At 67.2% G+C, this 25,408-nt stretch carries 19 protein-coding genes; 11 read left to right on the top strand and 8 right to left on the bottom strand.

From position 1 onward, the window contains the following. The first annotated feature begins 16 nt into the window (after nt 1-16). The 4 genes from gor (at nt 17) to E0E05_RS10760 (ending at nt 3,972) form a co-directional block, all read left to right on the top strand. On the top strand, nt 17-1,411 hold the full coding sequence (gor, locus tag E0E05_RS10775) for a glutathione-disulfide reductase (RefSeq protein ID WP_131616711.1): 1,395 nt from the start codon (nt 17-19) through the stop codon (nt 1,409-1,411). Nucleotides 1,412-1,414: 3 nt separating this feature from the next. Beyond that, nucleotides 1,415-2,056 (top strand): gamma-glutamylcyclotransferase, encoded by a 642-nt coding sequence (locus E0E05_RS10770; protein ID WP_131616710.1) that lies wholly within the window; start codon nt 1,415-1,417, stop codon nt 2,054-2,056. Between the two features lie 100 nt (nt 2,057-2,156). After that, the gene (locus E0E05_RS10765) at nt 2,157-3,536 is read left to right on the top strand and encodes a class II 3-deoxy-7-phosphoheptulonate synthase (RefSeq protein ID WP_131616709.1); all 1,380 of its coding nucleotides are present in this window, start codon (nt 2,157-2,159) and stop codon (nt 3,534-3,536) included. A gap of 49 nt (nt 3,537-3,585) precedes the next feature. Beyond that, nucleotides 3,586-3,972 (top strand): GFA family protein, encoded by a 387-nt coding sequence (locus tag E0E05_RS10760; protein WP_131616708.1) that lies wholly within the window; start codon nt 3,586-3,588, stop codon nt 3,970-3,972. Here E0E05_RS10760 and E0E05_RS10755 read toward each other — a convergent pair. Next, entirely contained in the window at nt 3,957-4,670 is a 714-nt protein-coding gene (locus E0E05_RS10755) for a Crp/Fnr family transcriptional regulator (RefSeq protein ID WP_131616707.1), read from the bottom strand. The genes E0E05_RS10760 and E0E05_RS10755 overlap by 16 nt on opposite strands. A gap of 223 nt (nt 4,671-4,893) precedes the next feature. On the opposite strand from E0E05_RS10755, the gene E0E05_RS10750 reads away from it, so the two are divergent. Continuing rightward, entirely contained in the window at nt 4,894-6,567 is a 1,674-nt protein-coding gene (locus tag E0E05_RS10750) for an NAD+ synthase (RefSeq protein ID WP_131616706.1), read from the top strand. A gap of 18 nt (nt 6,568-6,585) precedes the next feature. Here E0E05_RS10750 and E0E05_RS10745 read toward each other — a convergent pair whose 3' ends face one another. Continuing rightward, nucleotides 6,586-7,206, bottom strand: coding sequence for an SH3 domain-containing protein (locus E0E05_RS10745; protein ID WP_131616705.1), 621 nt, complete (start codon nt 7,204-7,206; stop codon nt 6,586-6,588). Nucleotides 7,207-7,227: 21 nt separating this feature from the next. Continuing rightward, nucleotides 7,228-7,956 (bottom strand): VIT1/CCC1 transporter family protein, encoded by a 729-nt coding sequence (locus E0E05_RS10740; RefSeq protein ID WP_131616704.1) that lies wholly within the window; start codon nt 7,954-7,956, stop codon nt 7,228-7,230. A gap of 94 nt (nt 7,957-8,050) precedes the next feature. Between E0E05_RS10740 and E0E05_RS10735 the strand changes: the two genes are divergently transcribed. Next, nucleotides 8,051-9,295, top strand: coding sequence for an MFS transporter (locus E0E05_RS10735; protein WP_131616703.1), 1,245 nt, complete (start codon nt 8,051-8,053; stop codon nt 9,293-9,295). A gap of 9 nt (nt 9,296-9,304) precedes the next feature. Next, entirely contained in the window at nt 9,305-10,684 is a 1,380-nt protein-coding gene (gene gltX, locus E0E05_RS10730) for a glutamate--tRNA ligase (RefSeq protein ID WP_131616702.1), read from the top strand. Here the strand turns inward: gltX and E0E05_RS10725 are convergent. The 4 genes from E0E05_RS10725 to dgcA form a co-directional block, all read right to left on the bottom strand. After that, nucleotides 10,602-11,708 carry a DUF2865 domain-containing protein gene (locus E0E05_RS10725; protein ID WP_158629345.1) on the bottom strand — a complete coding sequence of 369 codons (1,107 nt, stop codon included), beginning with the start codon at nt 11,706-11,708 and terminating at the stop codon, nt 10,602-10,604. The genes gltX and E0E05_RS10725 overlap by 83 nt on opposite strands. Before the next feature lie 121 nt (nt 11,709-11,829). Continuing rightward, nucleotides 11,830-14,154 (bottom strand): NADP-dependent malic enzyme, encoded by a 2,325-nt coding sequence (locus E0E05_RS10720; RefSeq protein WP_131616700.1) that lies wholly within the window; start codon nt 14,152-14,154, stop codon nt 11,830-11,832. 82 nt (nt 14,155-14,236) lie between these two features. Continuing rightward, on the bottom strand, nt 14,237-15,013 hold the full coding sequence (locus tag E0E05_RS10715) for an SDR family oxidoreductase (RefSeq protein WP_131616699.1): 777 nt from the start codon (nt 15,011-15,013) through the stop codon (nt 14,237-14,239). Between the two features lie 62 nt (nt 15,014-15,075). Continuing rightward, complete coding sequence (gene dgcA / locus E0E05_RS10710) at nt 15,076-16,059, bottom strand: N-acetyl-D-Glu racemase DgcA (protein WP_131618002.1); 984 nt, start codon at nt 16,057-16,059, stop codon at nt 15,076-15,078. Nucleotides 16,060-16,203: 144 nt separating this feature from the next. On the opposite strand from dgcA, the gene E0E05_RS10705 reads away from it, so the two are divergent. The 4 genes from E0E05_RS10705 to E0E05_RS10690 all read left to right on the top strand — a co-directional run bounded on the left by E0E05_RS10705 (nt 16,204) and on the right by E0E05_RS10690 (nt 20,593). Further along, nucleotides 16,204-17,391 carry an ABC transporter permease gene (locus E0E05_RS10705; RefSeq protein ID WP_131618001.1) on the top strand — a complete coding sequence of 396 codons (1,188 nt, stop codon included), beginning with the start codon at nt 16,204-16,206 and terminating at the stop codon, nt 17,389-17,391. After that, a complete protein-coding gene (locus tag E0E05_RS10700) occupies nt 17,391-18,167 on the top strand; it encodes an ABC transporter ATP-binding protein (protein WP_131616698.1) in 777 nt (258 codons plus the stop codon). Before E0E05_RS10705 ends, E0E05_RS10700 begins: the two co-directional genes overlap by 1 nt. Nucleotides 18,168-18,186: 19 nt before the next feature. Then, a complete protein-coding gene (locus tag E0E05_RS10695) occupies nt 18,187-19,869 on the top strand; it encodes an MlaD family protein (protein WP_158629344.1) in 1,683 nt (560 codons plus the stop codon). Between the two features lie 70 nt (nt 19,870-19,939). Continuing rightward, a complete protein-coding gene (locus tag E0E05_RS10690; RefSeq protein WP_131616696.1) occupies nt 19,940-20,593 on the top strand; it encodes an ABC-type transport auxiliary lipoprotein family protein in 654 nt (217 codons plus the stop codon). An 81-nt stretch (nt 20,594-20,674) separates the two neighbouring features. Here the strand turns inward: E0E05_RS10690 and E0E05_RS10685 are convergent, their stop codons facing one another. Then, nucleotides 20,675-25,255, bottom strand: a complete 4,581-nt coding sequence (locus E0E05_RS10685) for an apolipoprotein A-IV repeat region-like domain-containing protein (protein WP_131616695.1) — start codon at nt 25,253-25,255, stop codon at nt 20,675-20,677. Nucleotides 25,256-25,408: the final 153 nt, after the last annotated feature.

Below are 25,408 nucleotides of genomic sequence, written 5' to 3'. Positions count from 1 at the left end.
GAAAGGAAGACCGGCCATGGCCGACCATGACTATGATCTGTTCGTGATCGGCGGCGGGTCGGGCGGCGTCAGGGCCGCGCGCCTTGCCGGCGCCATGGGCAAGCGCGTCGGTCTGGCCGAGGAATACCGGATGGGCGGCACCTGCGTCATTCGCGGCTGCGTGCCCAAGAAGCTGTTCGTCTACGCCTCCCAGTTCTCCGAGCATTTCGAGGATGCGCCGGGCTATGGCTGGCAGGTCGGACCGGTCACGTTCGACTGGCCGACGCTGCTCGCCAACAAGGATCGCGAGATCGAACGTCTCGAGGGCCTTTACCGCAAGGGGCTGACCGGCAACGGCGTGACGATCCACGACACGCGCGCCCATCTGGTCGATGCGCATACGATCAGGCTCGAGGCCACGGACGAAACCGTGACGGCGGACCAGATCCTGATCGCCACGGGCGGCCATCCCAACCTGCCGATCGATCTTCCCGGCCACGAGCTGTGCATCACGTCGAACGGGGCGTTCCGGATGGACGAACTGCCGCGCTCGGTCATCGTCGCCGGCGGCGGCTACATCGCGGTCGAGTTCGCCAACATCTTCCACGGGCTCGGCGTCGAGACGACGCTGATCTATCGCGGCACGAAGATCCTGGGCGGGTTCGACGAGGATCTGCGCGATCATCTGCAGGACACGATGGTCGCCAAGGGCATCCGCGTGATCTGCCACCAGATCCTGCATGACGTCGCGCGGCGCGAGGACGGCCGGCTGAACGTGCACCTGTCCAAGGGCGAGCAGATGGTCGTCGACCAGGTCATGATGGCGATCGGCCGCTGGCCCAACACCAACAATCTGGGGCTGAAGGCGGTCGGCGTTGAAACCGACCTGCGCGGCGCGATCGTGGTCGACGACTATTCGCGCACGAGCGTGCCGAACATCTGGGCGGTCGGCGACGTGACCAACCGGATGCAGCTGACACCGGTCGCGATCCACGAGGCGATGTGCTTTCTCGAAACCGCGTTCAAGGACAATCCGACGAGGCCGGACTACGAGACCGTCGCGACGGCGGTCTTCTCGCAGCCCGAGATCGGCACGGTCGGGCTGACCGAGGCGCAGGCGATCGAACGGTACGGCGAACTGGAAATCTACAAGACCGAGTTCAGGCCGATGCACAACGTGCTGCCTGACCGCCGCGAGAAGATGATGATGAAGCTCATCGTTGACGCGGCCAGCCGGATCGTCGTGGGCGCGCACGTGATCGGGCCGGGCGCCGGCGAAATGGCGCAGCTTCTGGCCATTCCATTGAAGGCGCGCTGTACCAAGGATCATTTCGACGCGACCATGGCCGTTCATCCGACCGCGTCGGAGGAACTGGTCACGCTCTACAAGCCGACCTATCTGGTGCGGCAGGGAGAGCGCATCGCAGCCTGATCCATGGCCTACGATCTGACGACACTGGCAGCGAGGAAGGACGTCGTGGCCTATTTCGGCTACGGCTCGCTCGTGAACGCGCATACCCATCGCACGCACGTCATCCATTGCGAGCGGGCGCATCTGTCCGGCTTCGGGCGCCGCTGGCAGGAACGATCGGACCGGTCGCGCTATCCGGTCTCCTTCCTGAGCGCCTATCACGCCGACCACGGCGCGGCCGAGCTGAGCGGGCTTCTCGTCTTCGACCACGTCGAAAGCCTGCCCTCGGTCGACGAGCGCGAGCACGGCTATGACCGGGTGCGGCTCGACCGGTCGCAACTGCGCCTCGCGCGCGAGGGCGCGGACCTGCCCGATCTTCCCTATTACGTCTATGTGGCGCGGCCGCCGGCGCGGGGCGGCACGCAGCACCATATCCTGCAAAGCTATCTGGACGCCGTTCTGCAGGGCTATCTGCATCAGTTCGGCGAACCTGGCGCGCGCGGGTTCGTCAAGAGCACGGCGGCCTTCGATACGCCGATCGTGCGCGACCGCGCGTCTCCGCTCTATCCGCGATCGGTCAAGCTGGCGCCCGACGAACTGGCGCTGATCGACGAGGTGACGGCCGATCTGAACCATGTCGACGGCTTCCTGCAGCGACAGGGCTGAACCTTTGCCCGCCTTTGCGGGGTGACATGGCCGTCATGCGTGCTCTATAGAGCCCATCGCGCGCGATGCGCGTGACCTTGGACGAGCAGGCGTAACGATCATGGCAGACAATTGGACACCCCAGAGCTGGCGCGGCAAACCGATCTTGCAGGTGCCCGCCTATCCCGACCAGGACAGGCTGACGGCCGTCGAGGACCGTCTCCGCAGCTTTCCGCCGCTTGTCTTCGCCGGCGAGGCGCGCTCGCTGAAGGCAGGGCTGGCCGAGGTGGCCGAAGGCAAGGCGTTCCTGCTGCAGGGCGGGGACTGCGCCGAGAGCTTCGCCGAGCATGGCGCCGACAACATCCGCGACTTCTTCCGCGTCTTCCTGCAGATGGCGGTCGTTCTGACGTTCGGCGCGTCCAAGCCGGTGGTCAAGGTGGGCCGCATCGCCGGTCAGTTCGCCAAGCCGCGCTCGTCGGACATCGAAAAGCGCGACGACACGGAGCTTCCGTCCTACCGGGGCGACATCATCAACGGCATCGAGTTCAACGAGGCCTCGCGCATTCCCGATCCGGAACGCCAGATCATGGCCTACCGGCAGTCGGCAGCGACGCTGAACCTTCTTCGCGCCTTCGCGCAGGGCGGCTATGCCCGGCTCGACAACGTCCATGAATGGACCATGGGCTTCGTCGCCAACAGCCCGCAAGGCGAACGGTACGAGCAACTCGCGGACCGCATCACCGAGACGCTCGACTTCATGGCTTCGATCGGCCTGACGGCAGAGAATTACGCCCGGCTGCGCGAGACCGATTTCTACACCAGCCACGAGGCGTTGCTTCTGGGCTACGAGGAGGCGATGACGCGGGTCGACTCCACCTCTGGCGACTACTACACGACCTCGGGTCACATGATCTGGATCGGCGACCGCACGCGGCAGGCCGACCACGCCCATGTCGAATTCGCGCGCGGGATCAAGAACCCGATCGGCCTGAAGTGCGGCCCGTCGCTCGAGCCGGACGATCTTCTGAACCTGATCGACGCGCTCAATCCGAACAACGAGGCCGGCCGCCTGACCCTGATCGCCCGGTTCGGCCACGACAAGGTGGAAAAGCACCTTCCGGCGCTGATCCGCGCGGTCGAGCGCGAGGGCAAGAAGGTGGTGTGGTCGTGCGATCCGATGCACGGCAACACGATCACGGCCAACGGCTACAAGACGCGGCCGTTCGATCGCGTGCTGGGCGAGGTGAGCGGCTTCTTCGACGTTCATCAGGCCGAAGGCACCTATCCGGGCGGCATCCACATCGAGATGACCGGCAAGGATGTGACCGAATGCATGGGCGGGGCGCGCGCGGTGACCGAGGAGCAGCTTTCGGACCGCTATCACACCCATTGCGATCCGCGTCTGAATGCCGACCAGTCGCTCGAACTGGCGTTCCTTGTGGCCGAACGGCTCAAGGACGGGCGGAAGGGCGCGGCGCCGCGTGTCGCTGCAACGGCCTGAGACCGGCCGCCGTGCGCGCCCGGCGCGCACGGCCAGCGGAGCCACGCACATGAAAACCGGCGGCTGTCATTGCGGCGCGGTGCGCTTTGCGGTCGATGGACCGCTGCGCGAGGTCATCTACTGCCACTGCACGCAGTGCCGCAAACAGTCCGGTCATTTCGTGGCGGCGACCCGCTGCGACGCGGCGGCGCTGACCGTGACGGGCGGCGATAACCTGACATGGTATGCGGCCTCGCCCGACGCGCGACGCGGCTTTTGCCGCCATTGCGGATCGCTCCTGTTCTGGCGGCGCGAGGGCGGGCAGGGCATGTCGATCATGGCAGGCGGTTTCGACCTGCCGAGCGGCCTCGCCGCAAGCCACCACATCTTCGCCGCCGACAAGGGCGATTACTACGAGATCTGCGACGGTCTGCCGGTCTATCAGGGCCGGGACTGATCGCCCGCTCCGGCTTCGCCGTCCACCGCGCTGCCCTCCCGGCGCTGCGGCTCGGGCATATAGAGCAGCCGGTCGGCGATACGGACCCGGCCATCGCCGTTCAGGCGGCCGAGGATGGCGCTCAGATGCGGCCGCGACAGGCCGAGGAAGGCCGCAAGCTGGACCGTCGTGAAGGGCCACGCGATGCCCGAGGCGGACTGTGCGCCAGCCATGGCATCGGGATTTGCGACGGCGAAGGCGTGGATGCGCGTCAGGTAACCCAAAAGGCGATCCTCGGACCGGCCGATGCTCATGACGGCGAGCATATCGAGCAGCATCGCATAGTCGTCGGCGGTCCACTTGGCGACCAGGCGCACGAACTCGGCCTCTTCCATCAGCGCGCGCGTCGCTTCGGGCGGAAGCCAGTCGACGACGCAGCGGGTTCGCGCTTCCAGCGTGCTGTTGTGCTTGCGGGAGATGATGCTCGGCGCACCCCACAAGCCCCAGTGCAGCGGCACGGCGAATTCGTAGCGGTCGCCGCGCCGGTTGTAGGCCAGCGCCACGCCCGAACGCAGCCAGAACAGGCCGGCATACTCGTTCCCGGCAGCATAAAGATGCTCGCCCTTGTCGAACGTGCGGCGCAGGAGCGCGTATTCGACGCGCTCCCTCAAGCGCCGCTCCAGCCCGCCGAACGGGCCGTCAGCGACATGCATTGTCATAAGAAGTTTCGCCCCCGAAAAGCCGGCAATTCATGGCAAAGCCGGCTCGAAATACGCTTATGTTCTTCACCATGGCCCTGTCAAACACAGCTTTGGTATCGTTCCACACAGTGGAAAACGCCATCGACCCAAGTTGAACGGGCGTCAGCGGGCCTTGGAGGCGTTCTAGCTGCGGCGCGGGGCCATGTTGCGCGGCGGTTCGCGGCGGGCTAGGGCAAACGCCATGACGGCTATTTCCGACACGTTCCGCATCGCGATCGCGCAGCTCAACCCGACGGTGGGCGACATCGCCGGCAACCTCGACAAGGCGCGCAAGGCACGCGCCGACGCGGCACGCCACGGTGCCGATCTGGTCGTCTTCACCGAGCTTTTCATCGCCGGCTACCCGCCCGAGGATCTCGTTCTGAAGCCGGCCTTCCTTGCGGCCTGCGAGAAGGCCGTGCGCGCGCTGGCCGAGGACACCGCCGATGGCGGTCCGGGCGTGATCATGGGTCTTCCGCTCCTGCGCGACGGCAAGCGGCATAACGCTGCCCTGGTGCTCGACGGCGGCAAGGTGACCTCGGAATGGTTCAAGGTCGATCTGCCCAACTATGGCGAGTTCGACGAAAAGCGCGTGTTCGAGCCCGGGCCGATACGCGGGCCGGTCGACTTCCGCGGCGTGCGGATCGGCATTCCGATCTGCGAGGACATCTGGGGCGACATGGGCGTGTGCGAGACGCTCGCCGAGAGCGGGGCGGAGATCCTGCTGGTGCCGAACGGCTCCCCCTACTATCGCGACAAGATGGATGTGCGCCACCAGGTCGTGCTGCGCCAGGTGATCGAGAGCGACGCGCCGATGATATACGCCAACCAGGTTGGCGGTCAGGACGATCTGATCTTCGACGGCGCCTCGTTCGCGTTCAACGCCGACCGCACGCTCGCCTTCCAGATGAGCCAGTTCGAGGAGCAGGTCGCGGTGGTCACGTTCCGCCGCTCGGATGATGGCTGGGTCTGCACCGATGGGCCGAAGTCGGTCATTCCCGACACGCTTGAAGCGGACTACCGCGCCTGCATGACAGGCCTGCGCGACTATGTGAACAAGAACGGTTTCGCGAACGTTGTGCTGGGTCTGTCCGGCGGCATCGACTCGGCGATCTGCGCCGCGCTCGCCGTCGATGCGCTCGGCGAGGAGCGGGTGCGCTGCGTGATGATGCCGTACGACTACACCGCGCCCGATTCGATCGCCGACGCGGAAGCGTGCGCCAGGGCGCTCGGCTGCCGCTACGACGTCGTGCCGATCCACGCGCCCGTCGAAGGCTTCTTCGAGGCGCTGTCGGACCTGTTCGCCGGCACCAATGAGGGGGTGACCGAGGAGAACCTGCAAAGCCGCACGCGCGGGACGATCCTGATGGCGATCTCCAACAAGTTCGGGTCGATGGTCGTCACCACCGGCAACAAGAGCGAGATGAGCGTCGGCTACGCCACGCTCTATGGCGACATGAATGGCGGGTTCAACCCGATCAAGGACGTCTACAAGATGCAGGTCTACGCGATGGCGCGCTGGCGCAACGCGCACATGCCGCCGGGCGGGCTGGGGCCGACGGGCGAGGTGATCCCCGTCAACATCATCGAAAAGGCGCCCTCGGCCGAACTGAGGCCGGACCAGACCGATCAGGACTCACTGCCGCCTTATCCCGTGCTCGACGACATTCTGGAGTGTCTGGTCGAACACGAGATGGCGGTCGATGCGATCGTCGCGCGCGGCCATGACCGCGAACTGGTGCACCGGATCGAGCACCTGCTCTATGTGGCCGAATACAAGCGCCGGCAATCGGCGCCGGGCGTGAAGATCACGCGCAAGAATTTCGGCCGCGACCGCCGCTATCCGATCACGAACCGATTCAGGGATCGATCATAAGTCCCTGACAGACGGGTGCTAATCGCACGACCGCACGGTCGTGTTCAGCTCAGGCATGTCCGCATCGGTGCACAACAGCGCGCCCCAGATGTAGCCGGTTTCGCCTTCGCCGAATTCGATCTGGAACCAGAAGAAGCCGTCCATGAACTCGTCGGTGTTCTGCCTGATGATCACCGGTTCGCCGTCGCCGAGGCTAGCGACCTTCTCCGCGAAGATCGAGGGTGCGGCGCGAACGTTGCCGCTGCCAGTGCCGCGCGCGTCATAGACCGACCATCTGAAGTTGTTGTCGGAGCCGTAGAGCGCCATCGTCTTGATCGAGTTGCGGGTCTGGTAACAGCGCGACGTGCGCCCGTCGGCCAGCGTCAACTGACCCTCGGGCGCAAAGCCCTGGAACGACAGCCCGTCACCGGAGAATGCGAAAGCGTCCCTGTTCGCGTTGCCCTGGCCGGCTGCGGGCAGGACGATCTCCTCGCCGCCGATCTCCAGATAGGCGTTCGCCCATTCCAGATCGAGCCCGACCGAGGCGACGATGTCGCGGTCATAGCACACGAAATCGAAGCCCGGCGACGCGTGCGCCCTGGTTGTGCCCATGCCGGCAAGAACCGCCAACGCCAGCGCTGCCATTGATCTGCGGATCATGCGGTTCACTCCCCCAATCGTTCAGCCTGCCCCGAACCCTCTTAGCGCATAACCGATGCCGAAGGCCAACGCCGCCGCGCCGCAGCCGATGGTCAGCGTTTCGAGCCCCGAGACCCACCAGCGCTGAAGCGACCAGCGGCTCTTCATCGAGCCGATCATGAAGAAGACCGACGCGGTCATGACGAGCGCGACGGGGCTGGCGACGTCCGCGTCAAACAGGAAATAGGGCACGAGCGGCACCGCGCCGCAGGCCACGAAGGCCGCGAAGGTCGCCCCGGCCGCCGTCAGCGGGTCGCGCACGTTCTCGCTCAGGCCGAACTCCTCGGTGACCATGGTCGATATCCAGCGTTCGCGGTCGGCGGTGATGGCTTCGACGGCCCGGTCCAGCGTCTCGCCCTCGAACCCCTTGGCGCGGAAGATCTGGCGCACCTCCTCCCGCTCGCCGTCGGGATCCATGGCGATGTGGCGATGCTCCATCTCGCGGGTGCGTTCGAGCTCGTCATGCTCGGTCTTGGTCGCCGAATAGTTGCCCGCCGCCATCGACACGCCATCGGCGATCAGGTTGGCGAGCCCCAGAATGATGACGATGTTGGCCGAAAGCGCCGCGCCGACCACGCCGGCAACGATGGCGAAGGTCGTCACGGCGCCATCGATGCCGCCGTAGACCCAGTCGCGCAGATAGTTGGGACGGGCACCACGGGCGAGGCGCGCGGCGATGGCCGCCGGATCGTGGCGGTGTTCCAGTTCCATGGTCTTGTCCCCTGTCGGTTTCGCGCGTCCGCGCGGCTTGCCTCTTTGCGGGCGGCACGCTAGGGCGGAAGGCGTTTTCAATGCAGGCCTTTTCATGCCATTTATCCGCTTCGTGGCCAACAATGCCCGGTGGATCGTCGGCGGTTTTTTGCTGACCTTCTTCTCGTCCTTCGGCCAGACCTTCTTCATCTCCCTTTCGGCCGGCGACATCAGGGCCGAATACGGGCTGACGCACGGCCAGTTCGGCGGGCTCTACATGCTCGCCACGCTTGCCAGCGCGCTGACGCTGCCCTGGCTGGGACGGATCACCGACCGCTACGGCGCGGCGACGGTGACGCTGATCATCGTGCCGCTTCTGGCGACGGGTGCGGTCGGCATGGCCTTTTCGGCGCATCTGGTCGTGCTGGTCGTCGTCATCTACATGCTGCGCCTGTTCGGCCAGGGCATGATGACCCAGAACGCGCTGACGGCGACGGGCCGCTGGTTCGCGGCCAACCGGGGCAGGGCGGTCTCGCTGGTCACGCTGGGCCACAATGCCGGCGAAGCGGTTTTCCCGTTCGCCTTCGTCGCCGTCGCCGCCGCGCTCGGTTGGCGCAATGCGTGGCTCGTCGCGGCCGCCGTGCTCGTCATCGTCGCGCTGCCGGCGATCGCCGCGCTGACCGCACGCGAACGCTCGCCGCAATCGGACGCGCCCGACGCCACGGCGATCGCGCCACGCGACTGGACGCGCAGCGAGGTGATGCGCGATCCGCTGTTCTGGGTGCTGCTGACGGGCGTTTTGGCGCCGCCGTTCATCGGCACGACGATCTTCTTCCACCAGGTCTATCTGGTCGAACTGCGCGACTGGTCGCTGCCGGTCTTCGCATCCTCCTTCGCCGTGATGAGCGTGACGACGATCGTCTTCGTGCTGATTGCGGGGGCGCTGATCGACCGGTTCTCGGCGACGGCCCTGCTGCCGGTCTTCCTGGTCCCTTTGTCGCTTGCGTGCCTGGCGCTTGGCCTGCTCGACGCGCAATGGAGCGCGTTCGTCTTCATGGCGCTTCTGGGCGTCTCCTATGGCTTCTCGTCGACGCTGTTCGGCGCCATCTGGCCGGAGATCTACGGCACGCGGCAGCTTGGCGCGATCCGCGCGGTGATCGTCGCCATGATGGTGTTCGCCACCGCGGTCGGGCCGGGCCTGACCGGCGCGCTGATCGATCTCGGGGTGAGCTATCCGCTGCAGATCGTCGCGATGGGCGTCTATTGCGCCGGTGTTGCGATCGTCATGACCGGCGCGTCGCGACGCCTTCTGGCGCGGCGCCGGGCGCATGTGCTTGCCAACCAGCCGACGGTTCCGTAAGCGGGCGCCATGAGTGTCACCGTCCGCTTCGCCCCGTCGCCGACGGGCCACATCCATATCGGCAACGCCCGCACGGCGCTGTTCAACTGGCTGTTCGCGCGGCAGAACGACGGCCGGTTCATCCTCAGGTTCGACGACACGGACGCCGAGCGCTCGAAGGCCGAGTTCGCCCACCAGATCGCCGCCGACCTGCGCTGGCTCGGCATCGAGCCCGACCGCACGGCCTATCAGTCGCGACGGATGGATGCCTATCAGGGCGCCGCCGAAAAGCTGAAGCGGGCGGGCCTGCTCTATCCCTGCTACGAGACGCCCGACGAGCTCGAACGCCGGCGCAGGATCCGTCTGTCTCGGAAGCTGCCGCCGGTCTATGGCCGCGAGGCGCTCAAGCTGACCGAAGACGAAAAGGCCGCCTACGAGGCCGAGGGGCGCACGCCGCACTGGCGGTTCCTGCTGCCCAATTTCGACGACGATCCGTTTGCACCCGAACGCACCGACGTGCACTGGGCCGACATTGTTCGCGGCCCGCAGGGTGTCGATCTGGCGTCGATGTCCGATCCGGTGCTGATCAGGGGCGACGGATCCTACCTCTACACGCTGCCGTCGGTCGTCGACGACATGCAGATGGAGGTCACCCACGTTATTCGCGGCGACGACCATGTCACCAACACCGGTGCCCAGATCGCGCTGTTCGAGGCGCTTGGCGGCGAAGCGCCGGCCTTCGGTCACCACAACCTGCTGACGGCGGCGAGCGGCGAGGGGCTTTCCAAACGCAGCGGCGCGCTGTCGATCAAGAGCCTTGCGGGGGCCGGCTTCGAGCCGATGACCGTGGCGAGCCTTGCCGTGCTGACGGGTTCGTCCACGGCGATTTCGGCGATGGCGGACATGGATGCGCTGACCGAGGCGTTCGACATCGGGGCGGCCAGCCGGTCGGCGGCGAAGTTCGATTCCGCCGATCTTGATGGTCTCAACGAGACGCTCGTGCACGGGCTCGCCTTCGACGCCGTCCGCGACCGGCTCGCCGATGCGGGGATCGACGTGGACGATCGCCGCGCCGAAACGTTCTGGGCCATGATCCGCGCCAATGTGAAGAAGGTGCCCGAAGCGGCTGACTGGTGGCCGATCATCGTGGCGGGGCCGACGGACGAGGCGGCGCTCGACGGCGACGATCTCGACTATGCGCGGAACGCATTCGACGTGTTGCCCGAGGGCGAGGTCGACGGCACGACATGGAAGGCCTGGACGGACGCGGCCAAGGCGCAGTCGGGCCGCAAGGGGCGGGCGCTGTTCATGCCGCTCAGGATCGCGCTTACGGGAAGGGCGTGGGGGCCGGAGCTGTCAGATCTATTGCCTCTTCTGGGTCGGGAAGAAATTCTCCGCCGACGACCCTGATCTTGTCGCGTCCCTCGGCGACATCGTAGATTTCGCCGACGCTTACCGAGCGGGCGATGTCGACCATGCGTCGCACGGTCAGCCCCTGACTTTCATTCATCGCCGTCTCGGGGTCCGCCGCCGCATCGGGCCGGGGTGCCGGCCGCAGCGTCGGGACGGTCTCCTCGTCCCGGGTCTGCGTGGCCTCGGTTTCGGCGGGCTCGGCGCCTTCGACCCCGATCAGCGCGATGTTGGCTTGTCCGCAGGTGCAATCGGCGCTCCGCTTGCGCTCGCGGAAGGAAAAGGCCGTCTCGAGGTCGGTGTAGGGCGTCCCGTCGAGCGCCGTCATGTTCTGCGGGCCCTCGTCGTCGCCGCTGCGGTGGACGAACAGTTTGGTCGGCGCGGCCGGGCACAGGGCCGAACAGATCGCCGCGTCGCGCTCGAGGTTCGAAGCGCTGGTGGCAAACGAGATCGGGAAGAAATAGCCATCGCAGGTGCGCACGCACAGCGTCCGGTTGTTGCCCGAAAAGCTGGGTTGCGGGGTCGGTCGAATCGTGGCGGCCGGCGCGCGGGGCTCCACCTTGACGCGCGTTCCGGGCTCGCGCCGCACGGCCGCCGTACGGGTCTCGCGCGGGCGGCACGCGCTCTGGACGGCCCGTTCGAGCCGCCGGATCTCGCGCTGGGAAGCGCCGCCGCGATTGCGGTCGCGGACGCGTTCGAGTTCGGCGAGGTTCGACTGCATTCGGCGGATGGTGTCTGCGAGCGTGTAGCACTGGCGCGAGCCCGACTGCGCGCAACGCTGGCTGTGATAGATGCGCTGGGCGCGGGTCAGCTCGCGGGCCTGGCGCTGGGCCGCCTCGGCGTAGCGGCGGTACTGGGCGCGGCTGCCACCGCCGCTGCGGGCGCTGGCCAGCTGCGACTGCAGCGCGCGGCAGGACTGCGCCTGGGCGGGCCCGGTCGAAGCGCCGACCAGTGCCGCCGCGCCGATTGCAATGGCAATCAGCCAAAGGCATGCCAAGCAGCCGCTGTGTACGCGCGAAACCATGAACGCAAAACCTCGCCCCGTGCGCATGGTTGCCGATACGCACGGCCAGAACATTAAGCTGTCAGGGCGAGCATGTCGCGGGCGACCTGAATTTACGATGAACGTTAACGGGACGTGAAGATCACGCGGTCGCCTCGGACGTCCGCTGCACCGCCTCGACGGCCGCGATCGCGGTCATGTTGACGACGCCGCGCGACGTCACCGACGTCGTCAGCACGTGGGCGGGGCGGGCCGTGCCCAGAAGGATCGGGCCGACATGGAGCGCGTCGGTCATCGACTTGACCGCGTTGAGCGTGATGTTGGCCGCATCGAGGTCCGGGAAGACCAGAAGATTGGCTTCGCCGTGCAGGATCGAGTGGGGCAGCACGCGCGCCCGCAGTTCCGGGTTCAGCGCGCTGTCGGCGTGCATCTCGCCATCGACGCAAAGGTCGGGCGCCGTCTTGTGCAGGATTTCCACCGCGCGCCGCATCTTGGCGGCGGAGGCGCTGTCGCGCGAGCCGAAGTTGGAGTGGGACAGAAGCGCGGCTTTGGGCTCGACGCCGAACCGCCGGATTTCCTCGGCGGCCAGCATCGTCATCTCGGCCAGTTCCTCGGCCTTGGGCTCGATCGTGACATAGGTGTCGGTGAAAAAGGTCATGCCGCTGCCCGAGATCAGCAGCGACAGGGCGGAAAGGTCGCGCGCGGTCTCCCGCACGCCGACGATGGCGCGCACCGAGCGCAGATGGCGTTCGTAGCGACCGTCGAGACCGCAGATCATCGCGTCCGCCTCGTCGCGCATCAGCGCGATCGCCGAGATCACGGTGGCGTTGGTGCGCACCAGCGTGCGGGCATAGTCGGGCGTGAAGCCCTGCCGCCCGCCGATCTCGATGAGATGGTCGACATAGGTGCGGTAGCGCGGATCGTTCTCGGGATTGATCAGCTCGAAGTCGGTGCCGGGCCGGATGCGCAGCCCGTAGCGCTTGAGGCGGGCCTCGACCACGTCGGGCCGGCCGACGAGGATCGGCTGGGCGATGCGGTCCTCCAGCACGATCTGGGCGGCGCGCAGCACCCGCTCGTCCTCGCCGTCGGCGTAGATGACGCGCTGCGTCTCGCCGGTCTGGGCGGCCGAGATGATCGGCTTCATCACCAGGCCCGAGCGGAACACGAACCGGTTCAGCCGGTCGCGATAGGCATCCATGTCCTGGATCGGCCGGCTGGCGACGCCGCTGTCCATTGCCGCCTTCGCGACGGCCGGGGCGATCCGCAGGATGAGCCGCTGGTCGAACGGCGAGGGGATCAGATAGTCCGGCCCGAAGATCGGCGTCTCGCCCGAATAGGCGCGGGCGGCGATGTCGGAAGGCTCCTCGCGCGCAAGCTGGGCGATCGCCTTGACGGCAGCGGCCTTCATCTCCTCGTTGATCGTCCGGGCGCCGCAGTCGAGCGCGCCCCGGAAGATGTAGGGAAAGCAAAGGACGTTGTTGACCTGGTTGGGGAAGTCGGAGCGGCCGGTGCAGATCATCGCGTCGGGGCGGGCGGCGCGCGCCTCGTCGGGCATGATCTCCGGGACCGGGTTGGCAAGCGCCATGATCAGCGGATTGTCGGCCATCTTCGCCAGATAGCTCTGCTTGAGAACGCCCGCCGCGCTCAGGCCCAGGAACACGTCCGCGCCGTCGATGGCCTGTTCGAGGGTGCGCAGGTCCGTGTCACGCGCGAAGACGGCCTTCCAGCGGTCGATGTCGCCGGGGCGGCCCTTATAGACCACGCCGTCGATGTCGGTGACGATGATGTTGTCCTTCCTCGCGCCGAGTGAGACCAGGAGATTGAGGCATGCGAGCGCGGCCGCGCCGGCGCCCGAGGTGACGATCTTGACCTGATCGAGCGACTTTCCGGCCAGTTCGAGCCCATTGAGGATGCAGGCCGCAACGATGATCGCCGTGCCGTGCTGGTCGTCGTGAAAGACGGGGATGCCCATCCGTTCGCGAAGCTGTTCCTCGACCTCGAAGCATTCGGGCGACTTGATGTCCTCGAGATTGATGCCGCCGAAGGTCGGCTCGAGCGCCGAGACGACATCGACCATGCGGTCCACTTCGGGCGCGTCGATCTCGATATCGAAGACGTCGATGCCGGCGAACTTCTTGAACAGGACCGCCTTGCCCTCCATGACGGGCTTTGAGGCGAGCGGGCCGATGTTGCCGAGCCCCAGCACGGCCGACCCGTTCGAGACGACCGCGACGAGATTGCCGCGCGCGGTGTAGTCGGCGGCGCGGTCCGGCTCGGCGGCGATGGCAAGGCAGGGCGCGGCAACGCCGGGCGAATAGGCGAGCGCCAGGTCGCGCTGGTTTCCGAGTGGTTTTGTGGCGCGGATTTCGAGCTTTCCGGGGACCGGGTTCTGGTGAAAGAACAGCGCGTTCTCGTCCAGATCCGAATGGCCTGCCGGCCGTGTCGCCTCGTCCGTATCCGCGCTCATGCCCGATCCTTTCCGGTCGTGTGTTATGGGCGAGCGGTAGCCCGGCCGCGCGCGCACTTCAATCCGATCGTCGCAGCGGGCCTCAGAACGCCCCCTGATAGACGCCGCCGTCGAGCTTGACGTTCTGGCCTGTGATATAGCCCGCATGGACAGAGCACAGGAACGCGCATGTCGCGCCGAACTCCTCGGGGGTTCCGAGGCGCCGGGCCGGGATCTGGTCGATCTGCCGCTGGCGCTCGTCGTCGAGCTCTACGCCGCGCTTTTCGGCCGCGTAGACCATCGTCTGGCGGATGCGGTCGGTGTCGATCTTGCCGGGCAGGATGTTGTTGATCGTCACGTTCTTGCCGGCGACCGAGCGGGCGATGCCGGCGAGAAACGCGGTCAGCCCGGCGCGCGCGCCCGACGACAGGTCGAGGCCCAGAATGGGCTGGTAGACCGACAGGGATGTGATGTTGACGATGCGGCCGAAACCGCGCTCGGCCATCCCGTCGATCACCCGCTGGATCATCTCGATCGGGGTGACCATGTTCTGCGTCACGCCTTCGAGCATGGCGTCGCGGTCGAGGTCGCGGAAGTCCTTGAGCGGCGGGCCGCCATTGTTGTTGACGAGAATGTCGGGCTCGGGACAGGCGGCCAGAAGCGCCTCCTGCGTCGCCGGATCGGACATCGAGCCGAGCACGAGTTCAACGGAAACGCCGTGGGCGCGCAGCGCCTCGGCGGTCTTCTCGCTGGTTTCTGCGTTGCGCCCGTTGATGAACAGATCGACGCCCTCGCGCGCCAGCGCCTCGGCGCAGCCGCGCCCGAGCCCGCGGCTCGACGCGCACACGATCGCCTTCTTGCCCTTCAGTCCCAGATCCATCGATATCCTCCCGGTTCCTGCTCGGGCCGGTGTAGCTGATTGGCGACCGGGGTCAACGGCGCTCAGCCCCAAAGGGCGGGCGCGGGCGGCGAAACGGTCGCCCCGTAATAGTGCAGCGCCGGCTTGCGGTCGCGGGCCAGCAGCAGCGGCCCGTCCAGATCGACGAAATCGGCATCCTGGGCGAGAAGGACGGCGGGCGCCATCGCCAGCGAGGTGCCGACCATGCAGCCGACCATGATGCCGAAGCCCATCTGGCGGGCGCGATCGCGCATCCGCAGCGCCTCGGTCAGTCCGCCGGTCTTGTCGAGCTTGATGTTGACGACGTCGTAGAGCCGGCCAAGCCGTTCGAGATCGGCGGTCACGTGGGCGGCCTCGTCGGCGCACACCGGCACGGGGTGGGGGATTTCCGCCAGTTTCGCGTCGGCGCCGGCGGGCAGTGGCTGTTCGACCAGGGCGACGTGGAGTTGGGCGGCTTCCTCCATCATCGCGACGAGATTGTCCTCGCGCCAGGATTCGTTGGCATCGACGATCAGACGGGCGTCCGGGGCGTTCGCGGCCACCGCATGCATGCGGGCGATGTCCAGATCGTCGCCGCACAGCTTCATCTTCAGAAGCTTCCTGTTCTTGGCTCCGCGCGCCGCGTCGGCCATGTTGTCGGGCGAATCGAGCGACAGCGTCACCGCCGTCTCGACCGGACGCGGCGGATGCCGGCAGACGAGCGCGTGGACCGGGGTGCCCGATCGCTTGGCGGCGAGATCCCACAGGGCGCAGTCGACGGCGTTGCGCGCCGCACCGGCGGGCAGGGATTGGCCAACGATGGCGCGCAACTCGTCGCAGGTGAGCTGCGCGTCGAGCGCGGGCAGGCCGGCAATCTGCTCGATAACGCTGTCGACCGTCTCGCCATAATGAGCATAGGGAACGCATTCCGCATGGCCGGTCGACGCACCGTCGCCGATGACGCATTCGATCACATGGGCTTCGGTGCTGGCGCCCCGCGCGATGCGGAAGCGGCCGTTGATCGGAAAGCTCTGGGCGTTCGCGGTCATGGTGAGCGCTGTCACGGGCTGCTCCTGTCGGCGGATCGAAACCGAGCCTTACGCTTCGGCCGGTCACCGCGCAATGCGGCGCCCGGCGGCATTCGGTTCGGCTTGCCTGCTGACGGCGAGGCCTTGGCACGCTACATAGGCACGATGAGCCTCGTCACCGATCAGGACATGGACCGCCAGGCGCTCAGGGCCAGATCCGCGCCACGCGTCGCACTCGACCAGTCCGGCGCCGATCCGGTCATCCGCCTTTCGGGCGCATGGCTGACTGCGACCGTCGGCGCCGCCGACGCGCCGCTGCGTCAGGCGCTCAAGGATGCCGGCGATGCCGGCACGCTGCATCTGGACGCGGAAGGGGTGGAGGCCGTCGACACGGCCGGGGCCTGGCTGATCGTGCGCACCATGCGTGCGGCGCAGGCCCGAAACCAGCCGGCGCGGCTTTCGGGTTTCTCGGCGTCGGCGGAACAGCTCGTCGCCGCCGTCTCGGAGAGCGTCAGTCCACCGTCGGCGCAACAGGATCGGACGCATACCGATCGCCTTGCAGCGACGCTCGGCGGGCTCGGCCGCTACATGTACGAGCTGCGCGGCGACGCGGTAATGGGTCTGCACATCCTTGGCGCGGCGGTGCGCGGCAGCCAGATGAAGACGGGCCACCGCAACACGCTGGCGATGGCGCCCGTCGTCAACCAGATCGACCGGATGGGCGTGCGCGCGATCCCGATCATCGTGCTGATGTCGACGATCATCGGCGCGATCATCGCCCAGCAGGGCGCCTTCCAGCTTCGCTATTTCGGCGCCGAGATCTTCGTGGTCGATCTCGTCGGCATCCTCGTGCTGCGCGAGATCGGCGTGCTGCTGACCGCGATCATGATCGCTGGCCGGTCCGGCAGCGCCATCACCGCCGAGATCGGCTCGATGAAGATGCGCGAGGAGGTCGACGCGCTGCAGGTGATCGGGCTCAACCCGATCGGCGTGCTCGTCTTTCCGAGGCTGGTGGCGCTGGTCATCGCTCTGCCGCTGCTGGCCTTCATCGCCAACATCGCCGCTCTCGCTGGCGCCATGTTCGTCGCCCAGACCTATTCGGGCATCTCGCCCGATGCGTTCATCACGCGGATGCGCGATGCGATCGACATGACGACGTTTCTCGCCGGCCTCATCAAGGCGCCGTTCATGGCGATCATCATCGGCATCATCGCCTCGGTCGAGGGCATCAAGGTCGGCGGCAGCGCGGAGTCGCTGGGTGAGCGCGTGACAGCGTCGGTGGTCAAGGCGATCTTCGTGGTCATCGTCGTCGACGGCCTGTTCGCGATGTTCTTCGCGGCGGTGGATTTCTGATGGCGGGCAATGACAACATCGTGCTGAGCGTACGCGACATCCACGTGCAGTTCGGCGACCACGTCGTGCTGCACGATCTCGATCTCGACGTGCGGCGCGGCGAGATTCTCGGTTTCGTCGGCGCTTCGGGCACCGGCAAGTCGGTGCTGATGCGCGCGATCCTGGGGCTGACGCCGAAGCAGGAGGGCAGCATCTCGATCTTCGGCCGGGACATCGAAAAGGCCGGCGAGGACGAGCGGATCGGCATCGACATGCGCATGGGCGTCCTGTTTCAGCACGGGGCGCTGTTCTCGGCGCTCACGGTGGCCGAGAACATCGAGGTGCCGATGCGCGAATATGTGCGGCTTCCCAGCAAGCTGATGCGCGAACTGGCGATCGTGAAGCTGGAGATGGTCGGCCTCAGGCCGCGCGATGCCGACAAATATCCCTCCGAACTGTCGGGCGGCATGATCAAGCGGGCCGCGCTCGCGCGGGCGCTGTCGCTCGATCCCGACATCGTCTTCCTCGATGAGCCGACCTCGGGCCTCGATCCGATCGGCGCGGCCGAGTTCGACGAACTGATCGCCAAGCTGCGCGATACGATGGGTCTGACCGTCTACATGGTGACCCACGACCTCGACAGCCTGTTCACGGTCGCCGACCGGATCGCGGTGCTGGGGGAGGGGCGCGTGATCGCCTGCGGTCCGCTGTCGGAGATGCTGAAGAACGACGATGCCTGGATTAAGTCCTATTTCCGGGGCAAACGGGCGCGGCACATCCAGGCCACACCGAGTTGAGACGTTAGGTCAGTCATTTATGGAAACCAAAGCCAATTACGTGGCCGTCGGCGCCTTCACCGTCCTGATCTTCGCGGCGGCGTTCGCGTTCGTCTACTGGATTGCGCGAACCAACACCGGCGGCGAGACCGCCCCGTTGAGGATCATCATCGAGGGATCGGTGACGGGTCTTTCGAACGGCAGCCTGGTCAAGTTCAACGGGATCGACGTGGGCAAGGTCGACCGGCTCGGATTCGCCGCCGACAATCCACGCGTGGTGATCGCCGAGGCGCAGGTGCGCCGCGACCTGCCGATCACCGAGGCCACGAAAGCGGTTCTTTCCTTCACCGGGCTGACCGGCATTGCCCATATCGAACTGGAGGGCGGCGCCGTCGATCAGCCGAACGTGTTCGCGGTCGCCGAGGAGCGCAACGAGATCGCGACGATCACCGCCGATCCGACGCCGCTCAACGATCTGCTGGCCACGGCCCAGGACATCGCCGACCGCGCCGACAACATCCTGTCGGAGGTCGAGGGTTTCGTCGCCGATGCACGTGGCCCGCTGACCGCCGCGGTCGAGAACGTCACCGAGATCAGTGACGCACTGGCCGCCAATTCGGGCCGTATCGACGAATTCCTGACCGGGATGGGAGAGCTGGGCGGATCGCTCGAGACGCTGGCCGGATCGCTCGAGCAGACGCTCGCCGGCGCCGACGAGCTGATCGCGGCCGTCGACCCCGACGATGTCAGCGCGATCGTCGCAGAGGTGCGAAACTTCGCCGAAGACCTTTCCACCGCGTCGGACGATCTCGATACGCTCGTCGCCTCGGCCCGTACCACGCTCGAGGGGCTTGAAACGATCGGCACGCGCGTCGACAGTTCCTTCGATCAGGTCGACGCGCTGATCGCGGCGGTCGATCCGGAGGCGGTCAACGCGGCGGTCGACGGTTTCGCGCAGGCCGGCGAGGCCGCGCAGCAGGTTGTCCGGTCGGTCGATGAGACGGTCGGCCGCGCCGAAACCCTGCTGGCCTCGATCGACCCGGAGGAGGTGCGCGCGATCATCGCCGACGTGCGCGGGTTTACCGGCGATCTCGACCAGACGACCGACAATGTCGACGCGCTGCTTGCCTCGGCCACGCGCACCTTCGAGGGACTGGAAAATGTCGGCTCGCGTGTGGAAGGCTCGTTCGACCGGGTCGACGAACTGTTTGCCGCCGTCGATCCCGAATCGGTCGGCACGGCCGTGGAGGACTTTGCCCAGGCCGGCCGCTCGGCGCGCGAGATCACCTCCGACCTCGAGGCGGTCACCGCGGCGCTCGAGGGGCGCGAGGACGATATCGACACGATCTTCGCAAACGTCACCGAACTGAGCGAGCGGCTGAACGCGGCCTCGACCAGGGTGGACGGCGTGCTGGCGCGGCTTGAATCCTTCCTCGGTGAGGGCGGCGAGGGCGCCGAAACGCTGATCGCCGACGCCGGCGAGACGCTGCGCGCGTTCCGCGATGTCGCCGTCAATCTCGATGCGCGGCTCGATGCCATCGGCGGGGGGCTCGAACGGTTCTCGGATCGGGGTCTGCGCGATGTTGAGGCGCTCGTTTCCGACACGCGCCGGTCGATCACGCGCATCGAGCAGGCGATCACCAGCATCGAGCGCGATCCACAGCGGTTGCTGTTCGGCGGCGAAGGCGACGTCAAGCGCTTTGACGGACGCCAGCGCCGCTGATAAGCCGTTGGCGGTTAAAGGGGCGCACGGTTCATCGCGCCCGTCAGCGGGTCACGGTGGTTCTGCGTTCATGCGCCATGACAACGAGTTGGAGTGTGCCGCGCGCGTCGCGGAGCGGCCATGGCGGCGCCGGGCGCATCGGCTGATCGCGGTCTCGGCCGCGGCCGCACTGCTGCATGGCTGTGCCGCGCTCGGGGCCACCGAGGACCCGCCCGACACGTTCAATCTGGTTGCGCCCTCCCAGGTACCGGCAGGACCGGTCCGGCGCGGCACGCAGATCCTGATCGCCGAACCCGTCGCGGTGCAGGCGCTCGATTCCGACAACATCGTCGTCGAGACGGCGCCGTTCACGATCCAGTATCTTGGCGATTCCCGCTGGGGCGACCGGCTGCCCCGGCTCGTCCAGCGCCGGCTCGCCGAAAGCTTCGACCGCGCCGATCGCTTTTCGGGCGTCGGCCTGCCCGGACAGGGCCTTGCGATCGACTACCAGATCGTCACCAACATCCGCGCTTTCGGTATCGACGTGCCGGCGGGCGTCGCCGAGGTGGAGATCGAGGTCAAGCTGCTCGACGACCGGAACGGCGTGGTGCGTGCCGACCGGCGCTTCGAGGTCGCCGTGCCGGTGTCGCGCAGCGCCGCGCCGGACGTCTATGTGCGGGCGCTCAACGCCGCATTCACGCGCGTCGCCGCCGACATCGTCGGCTGGGTTGCCGAACTGATCTGAACCGACAATGCGGAAACGAAGAACCCCGCGCCGGCGAGGGCGCGGGGTTCTGATGCGTTTGTCCTTGTTGGGCGTGCCCGATCAGGCGAGCCGGCCGCTGGCGTGGGCCAGCATGGTGTAGACCTTGCCGGTGTCCGAGGTCAGGTAGGTCTGCGTCATCAGACCGTCGCGGTCGTTGCGCGCGACATCGCCGAGCAGGCGCTCGAAGTCACGGATGTAGCGGTCGACCGAGGTGCGGAACGCACCATCGCGCGTGTAGCGGGCCTTGATCTCGTCGAAGGTGCGCTGACCGGCGAGCGTGTACAGGCGACGGGTGAAGATGTCCCGCTCGCCGCGCCGATAGCGTTCCCAGAGCTGGCTCGCCGCCTCGTGGTCGATCGCGCGGGCGATGTCGACCGACAGCGAATTGAGCGAATCCACCGTCTGGGCCGGCGCCCGCTGCGGCTGGGCCGGCTCGTCGCTGGAAGCGCGCTTGAGAAGATCGCTGACCCAGCCACCGCCGTCGCTCGAGGCGGTCTCGTACTGGCGCGGGGCCTCGCTGGCGCGCGGGGCGATCGGCGGCGGAGCAAGATCGAGACCGCCGCGCAGATCGGGCGCGGTGTCGACCGAAGGCCCGGCAGAATAGCGCGTTTCGGCGCTATCCGACCGGGCTTGCGGCTTTTTTCCGCCGGTCGAGCCTCCCACGTCGAACGCGCGTCCCGATTCCTCGACGATGCGCGAGAGATCCTTGAGCGCGTTGATCTGCTCGGAAACGGCCCGGCGCATCGCGTTGGCGCTTTCGCGTGTCTCCTCGGGCAGTTCGAGCACGCCGCGGCGAACCTCGTCGCGGGCGCTTTCGAGTTCGTTGCGGATCTCCGCCGAGACGCGGCGCATCTGCGCGGTCGCGTCGTCGAACCGGCTCATCGCTTCGTCGGCGGTCTGGCGGATGTTGGCCGCCAGCGCGTCGGTCGACGAAGTCGCCCGTTCCTCGATCTTCGACAGGGTGCCGGCGATCACGCTTTCGAAAGAACGCATGATCTGCTGGATCTCCTCGGACTTGGAGACCAGGCCCGACGACAGGGTCTCGAGCGCGTCGCGGCGCTCGGTGAGCGTCGCTTCGAGGTTGGACTGCGCCTGACCCAGAAGTTCTGAAGCCGAGGACAGAACGCGGCCGTGCTCGTCGAATCGCGAGGCGATCGAGGCGACCTGGGACAGCGTGTTCTGCGAGACCTGGTCGAGCTTTTCGGTGTTGTTGCCCAGAAGCAGGACGGAGCTCTGCAGGTTCTGCGCGACGCTGTCGGCCCGGTTGGTGAAGCCGTCGGTGGTCTCGCGCAACTCGTTCTGGATCGTGCCCAGCCGGTCGCTGAACCCGTCGGTGCTCTTGGCCAGCCGGTCCTCGAGCGAACCCAGATTGCCGGCCGCCATCTCGATCAGTTCGCCGAGCTTGGCATTGGAGGCCGAAAGCCTGTCGAGCAGGCCGCCCACCGAACCGCCCAGCGTGTCGTGCATGGTGTCGACGGTGGAGCGGGTGCGGTCGAGCAGGGATTCGACCGAGCCGGACAGGTTGTTCTGCATCGCTTCGACCGCCTGGAGCGTGTCGGCGGTGCCGCTGGCGAGCGCGGTGACCAGCGCCTCGTTCTCGGACCGCAGGCGCTCGGTTGCCGCGCGCGTGGCCGTTTCGAGCTGCGCGGCAACGTCGGCGCCGTCCTTGCCGAGCCGCTCGATGAGCGGGACGGCGGTCGTCTCCAGCGTCTGCGCGAGCGCGGTCGTGCGTTCGCCGATCTGGCGGTCGTAGTTGGCGATGTCGTGGCTGATCGCTTCCTGGTGCGCCTTGAGGACGGCGTTGAGCCGTTCGGAGGCATGCTCGCTCTGGTCGCTGCCGAGCTGCGCCACGCGCTCGGCTTCCTGGTCGATCGCGGCGCGGGTTTCCATCACCCGCTCGCGCAGCGAGCCGGCAAGCCGGCCGGCGCTGTCCTCGAGCACGCGCCGGACATTGTCGATGCCCGCTTCGAGTGCGCGCTGCATGGTCTGCGTGCGTTCGTCGACGACGCCCGACTGCGACTGGAAGGCCGCTTCGAGCGACTGTGTCGCATCGGCAAGCGAAGCGATCGCGGCGTTCGAGCGCACTTCCACCGACGAGGCGATCTGCTCGGCCATCGCGGCCAGCCGGCCGGTGAGTTCGCGCGTCTTGGCGTCGATGTCGGCGCCGGGGGCCTCCAGCGCCTCGGACAGGCGCTCGGCGGCGCGCTGGGTAGCCTCGAACATGGCGCCGGTGCGTTCGTCGAGCTTTTCGAGAAATCCGCTCGTCGTGTCGGCGATCATCGAGACCGACGTCTCGGTCGTCGCGTTCAAGAGGCCGATCGTCTCGTCGCTCGTCGTCTTCAGGCGTTCGACGGTGGAGTCGCGCAGCGCCTCGATGCTCTGCGAGGTGCGGCGGTTGACGTCCTCGATCCGCTGCGCGGCCTGTTCGCCGGCCCCCGAAAGCCGTCCGAGCGCGTCGTCGCTCATTGTGCTCAGCGCGCCTTCGGTCTCCTCGCGCAGCGATGCGATCGACGCGACGAGGCGCTGGTTGGCCGCCTCGATCTCGGAAACCGAACCGTCCGCCGTGTGGCTGATCTGCGCGCTCGTCTCCATCGAGGTCGTCAGCAGGCGGTCGAGAAGCGCTTCGCCGGCGCTGTTGAGCTTGGCGGTGACCGTCTCGTTCAGGCTGGAAAGACCGCTCGTCAGGCGCTGCTCGGAGTCCTGCAGACCCTGGAGCGCGGTCTTCGTCGACATGGAGATGGCGTCGGCGACGGCGTCGCCGCTGGCATTGAACCGGCCCGACGCATCGGCGATGGCCGCTTCGACGCGCTGGGCCATCTCGGCGGCGCGGCGCTCCATGGCTGCTGCCTGTTCTTCCAGAGCGCCGGTGATGCGCTGGCTGTTGTGGCTTGCCGCCGCGAAGGCCGCCTGCGTCTTCTCATCCATGCGCTGGCCGGCTTCGTCGACCTGCGCGGCGAGCTTGCCGATGCCGTCCTCGGTCATCGCGGTGAACCGGCCCGACAGCTCTTCGGCCTTGCCGTCCAGACGCGCGGCGTGGCTGTCCATGGAGTCGGCGAGCGATTGCGCCGTGCGGTCGACCGCATCCGTCATGGCCTGGCTGCGTGCCTCGGTCTTTTCGAGGAATTCGGCCGTGCGCGCGTCGATGGCGCCTGTCATCCGATCGGAAATGGCCTCGAGCCGCTGCGAGAAGGCCGCGCCGCGGCTGTCCAGCGTCTCCGACAGCGACGTCTCGAGCGCGCCGACCTGGTCGGCGACGCTGGCGCGGGCGGTCTCGGCCGTCTCGGTGATCGAGCTGGCGCCTTCGGACAGCGTGTCCGCGATGGCGCGGGTGCGCTCCAGCAGCGTCTCGTTGAGCTGGCGGGCGCGCGCGTCGAGCGCGCTGTTGAGCCGCTCGGTGCTCTGGTCGACCGCCGAGATGCGCGTCTCGAATTCGCCGACCAGATGGTCGCCGCGTTCGGAAAGCACCGAACGCATGCGCTCGATCTGGCTTTCGATGGTCTGGCCGAGTTCGCGGCCGGCGGTGTCGGTCGCCTCGCTGAGATTGGCGATGCGCGTCTCGATCAGGCTCGCCAGCGCGTCGCCCGAGGCGGTGAAGCGTCCGCTGATCTCGTTGACCTGGCCGGCGATCGCCGCGTTGACCGAATTCCCGGTCTCGTTGATCCGGTCGAGCAGGCTGTCGCCGGTCTGGTTCAGCGCCCCGGTGAGTTGCGTCGAGGCAGCGGTGACCTTGTCGCTGAGCGTGTCGGTGACGTTGGTCAGTTCGTCGCGAAGCTGTTCGTGGGCCCCGGAGATGGACGCGCGCAGCCGCTCGGCGTGGGTGACGACGCCCTCGCGCTGGTTGCCCAGTTCGCTCAGAAGCGACCGTACGCGCACCTCGTTGTCCGAGTAGGCGCGTTCGAGTTCGGTCACCTCGTTCTGCATCAGCGCTTCGAGTTCGGTGGCGCGGGCGATCGTGCGCTCGATGCCTTCGCCCATGGCGGCAACTTCGCGGCGCACCGCCTGGCCGACCATGGCGACGCGATCCTGGGCGAGGTTCTCGGGCGCGGCCAGCCGGAAGGCGATCTCGCTCATCGAGCGGGCGGTGTTGCGCATTTCGCTGGCCCGGCGGACCATGATGCCGAAACCGAAGAACATGACGATCGGCACGATCGTGCCGATCGCGATGGCGATCACGCCGGGCAGCGCGCGGACCTGCTCGATCGTGCGGATCTGCCAGACGTCGGGCGAATAGAGGATGTGCGCGAGCGCGGCGGCGCCGGCCAACCAGACCAGGCTGATCAGGAAGGCCCACATGAGGGGCCGGCCGGTCGGGCCGGTGTTGATGCGTTCGAGAAGCTGGGCGTATTCGCGCTCGGCATTGTCGTCATTGGCGGCGCGGAAAGCGGGCGTGGCCGCGGTCGCTGCAGCCGCGGTTGCCGCGACCGTTCCCGCACTCGTCGGCCCGGCGTCGGCGCGATCTCCGCCGCGCGCGCTGCTCAACTCGTTGGCGGCCTTGCTGACCTGGGCCTCGAAATCGTCGAGCGAGAGTTCGCTGTCGAGATCGACGTCGGCGTCGTCACTTGCCAGATCTTCTTCCAGCGCTTCCTGAAGCGCCAGTTCCATATCGGCATCCAGGTCCTGTGCGTTCCTGTTTTGCGCCATGAAAGCCTCACCTGCTACTCGGGGCCGGGTTGATCCCGGTCTCTATACACGCATACGCGCCGACGTTCGCAGCACCCGGTTGAGGTCGCGGCCGATACGTCGGCTAGGTTGCATCGCATCGTACCGGTGCCGGTACCAGAATGGAACACGTTA

It is taken from the genome of Roseitalea porphyridii, from assembly GCF_004331955.1.
Taxonomy (GTDB): Bacteria; Pseudomonadota; Alphaproteobacteria; order Rhizobiales; family Rhizobiaceae; genus Roseitalea; species Roseitalea porphyridii.
This window is presented reverse-complemented; position numbering and strand designations above follow the sequence as displayed.

Excerpts from the sequence above, each read along its gene's own strand:
- E0E05_RS10725 (WP_158629345.1), bottom strand. The coding sequence starts at position 11,708 with ATGGTTTCGCGCGTACACAGCGGCTGCTTGGCATGCCTTTGGCTGATT.
- E0E05_RS10720 (WP_131616700.1), bottom strand. The coding sequence starts at position 14,154 with ATGAGCGCGGATACGGACGAGGCGACACGGCCGGCAGGCCATTCGGAT.
- E0E05_RS10745 (WP_131616705.1), bottom strand. The coding sequence starts at position 7,206 with ATGATCCGCAGATCAATGGCAGCGCTGGCGTTGGCGGTTCTTGCCGGC.
- gltX (WP_131616702.1), top strand. The coding sequence starts at position 9,305 with ATGAGTGTCACCGTCCGCTTCGCCCCGTCGCCGACGGGCCACATCCAT.
- E0E05_RS10705 (WP_131618001.1), top strand. The coding sequence starts at position 16,204 with ATGAGCCTCGTCACCGATCAGGACATGGACCGCCAGGCGCTCAGGGCC.
- E0E05_RS10740 (WP_131616704.1), bottom strand. The coding sequence starts at position 7,956 with ATGGAACTGGAACACCGCCACGATCCGGCGGCCATCGCCGCGCGCCTC.
- E0E05_RS10765 (WP_131616709.1), top strand. The coding sequence starts at position 2,157 with ATGGCAGACAATTGGACACCCCAGAGCTGGCGCGGCAAACCGATCTTG.
- gor (WP_131616711.1), top strand. The coding sequence starts at position 17 with ATGGCCGACCATGACTATGATCTGTTCGTGATCGGCGGCGGGTCGGGC.
- E0E05_RS10690 (WP_131616696.1), top strand. The coding sequence starts at position 19,940 with ATGCGCCATGACAACGAGTTGGAGTGTGCCGCGCGCGTCGCGGAGCGG.
- E0E05_RS10685 (WP_131616695.1), bottom strand. The coding sequence starts at position 25,255 with ATGGCGCAAAACAGGAACGCACAGGACCTGGATGCCGATATGGAACTG.
- dgcA (WP_131618002.1), bottom strand. The coding sequence starts at position 16,059 with ATGACCGCGAACGCCCAGAGCTTTCCGATCAACGGCCGCTTCCGCATC.
- E0E05_RS10695 (WP_158629344.1), top strand. The coding sequence starts at position 18,187 with ATGGAAACCAAAGCCAATTACGTGGCCGTCGGCGCCTTCACCGTCCTG.
- E0E05_RS10770 (WP_131616710.1), top strand. The coding sequence starts at position 1,415 with ATGGCCTACGATCTGACGACACTGGCAGCGAGGAAGGACGTCGTGGCC.
- E0E05_RS10750 (WP_131616706.1), top strand. The coding sequence starts at position 4,894 with ATGACGGCTATTTCCGACACGTTCCGCATCGCGATCGCGCAGCTCAAC.
- E0E05_RS10715 (WP_131616699.1), bottom strand. The coding sequence starts at position 15,013 with ATGGATCTGGGACTGAAGGGCAAGAAGGCGATCGTGTGCGCGTCGAGC.
- E0E05_RS10755 (WP_131616707.1), bottom strand. The coding sequence starts at position 4,670 with ATGACAATGCATGTCGCTGACGGCCCGTTCGGCGGGCTGGAGCGGCGC.
- E0E05_RS10700 (WP_131616698.1), top strand. The coding sequence starts at position 17,391 with ATGGCGGGCAATGACAACATCGTGCTGAGCGTACGCGACATCCACGTG.
- E0E05_RS10760 (WP_131616708.1), top strand. The coding sequence starts at position 3,586 with ATGAAAACCGGCGGCTGTCATTGCGGCGCGGTGCGCTTTGCGGTCGAT.
- E0E05_RS10735 (WP_131616703.1), top strand. The coding sequence starts at position 8,051 with ATGCCATTTATCCGCTTCGTGGCCAACAATGCCCGGTGGATCGTCGGC.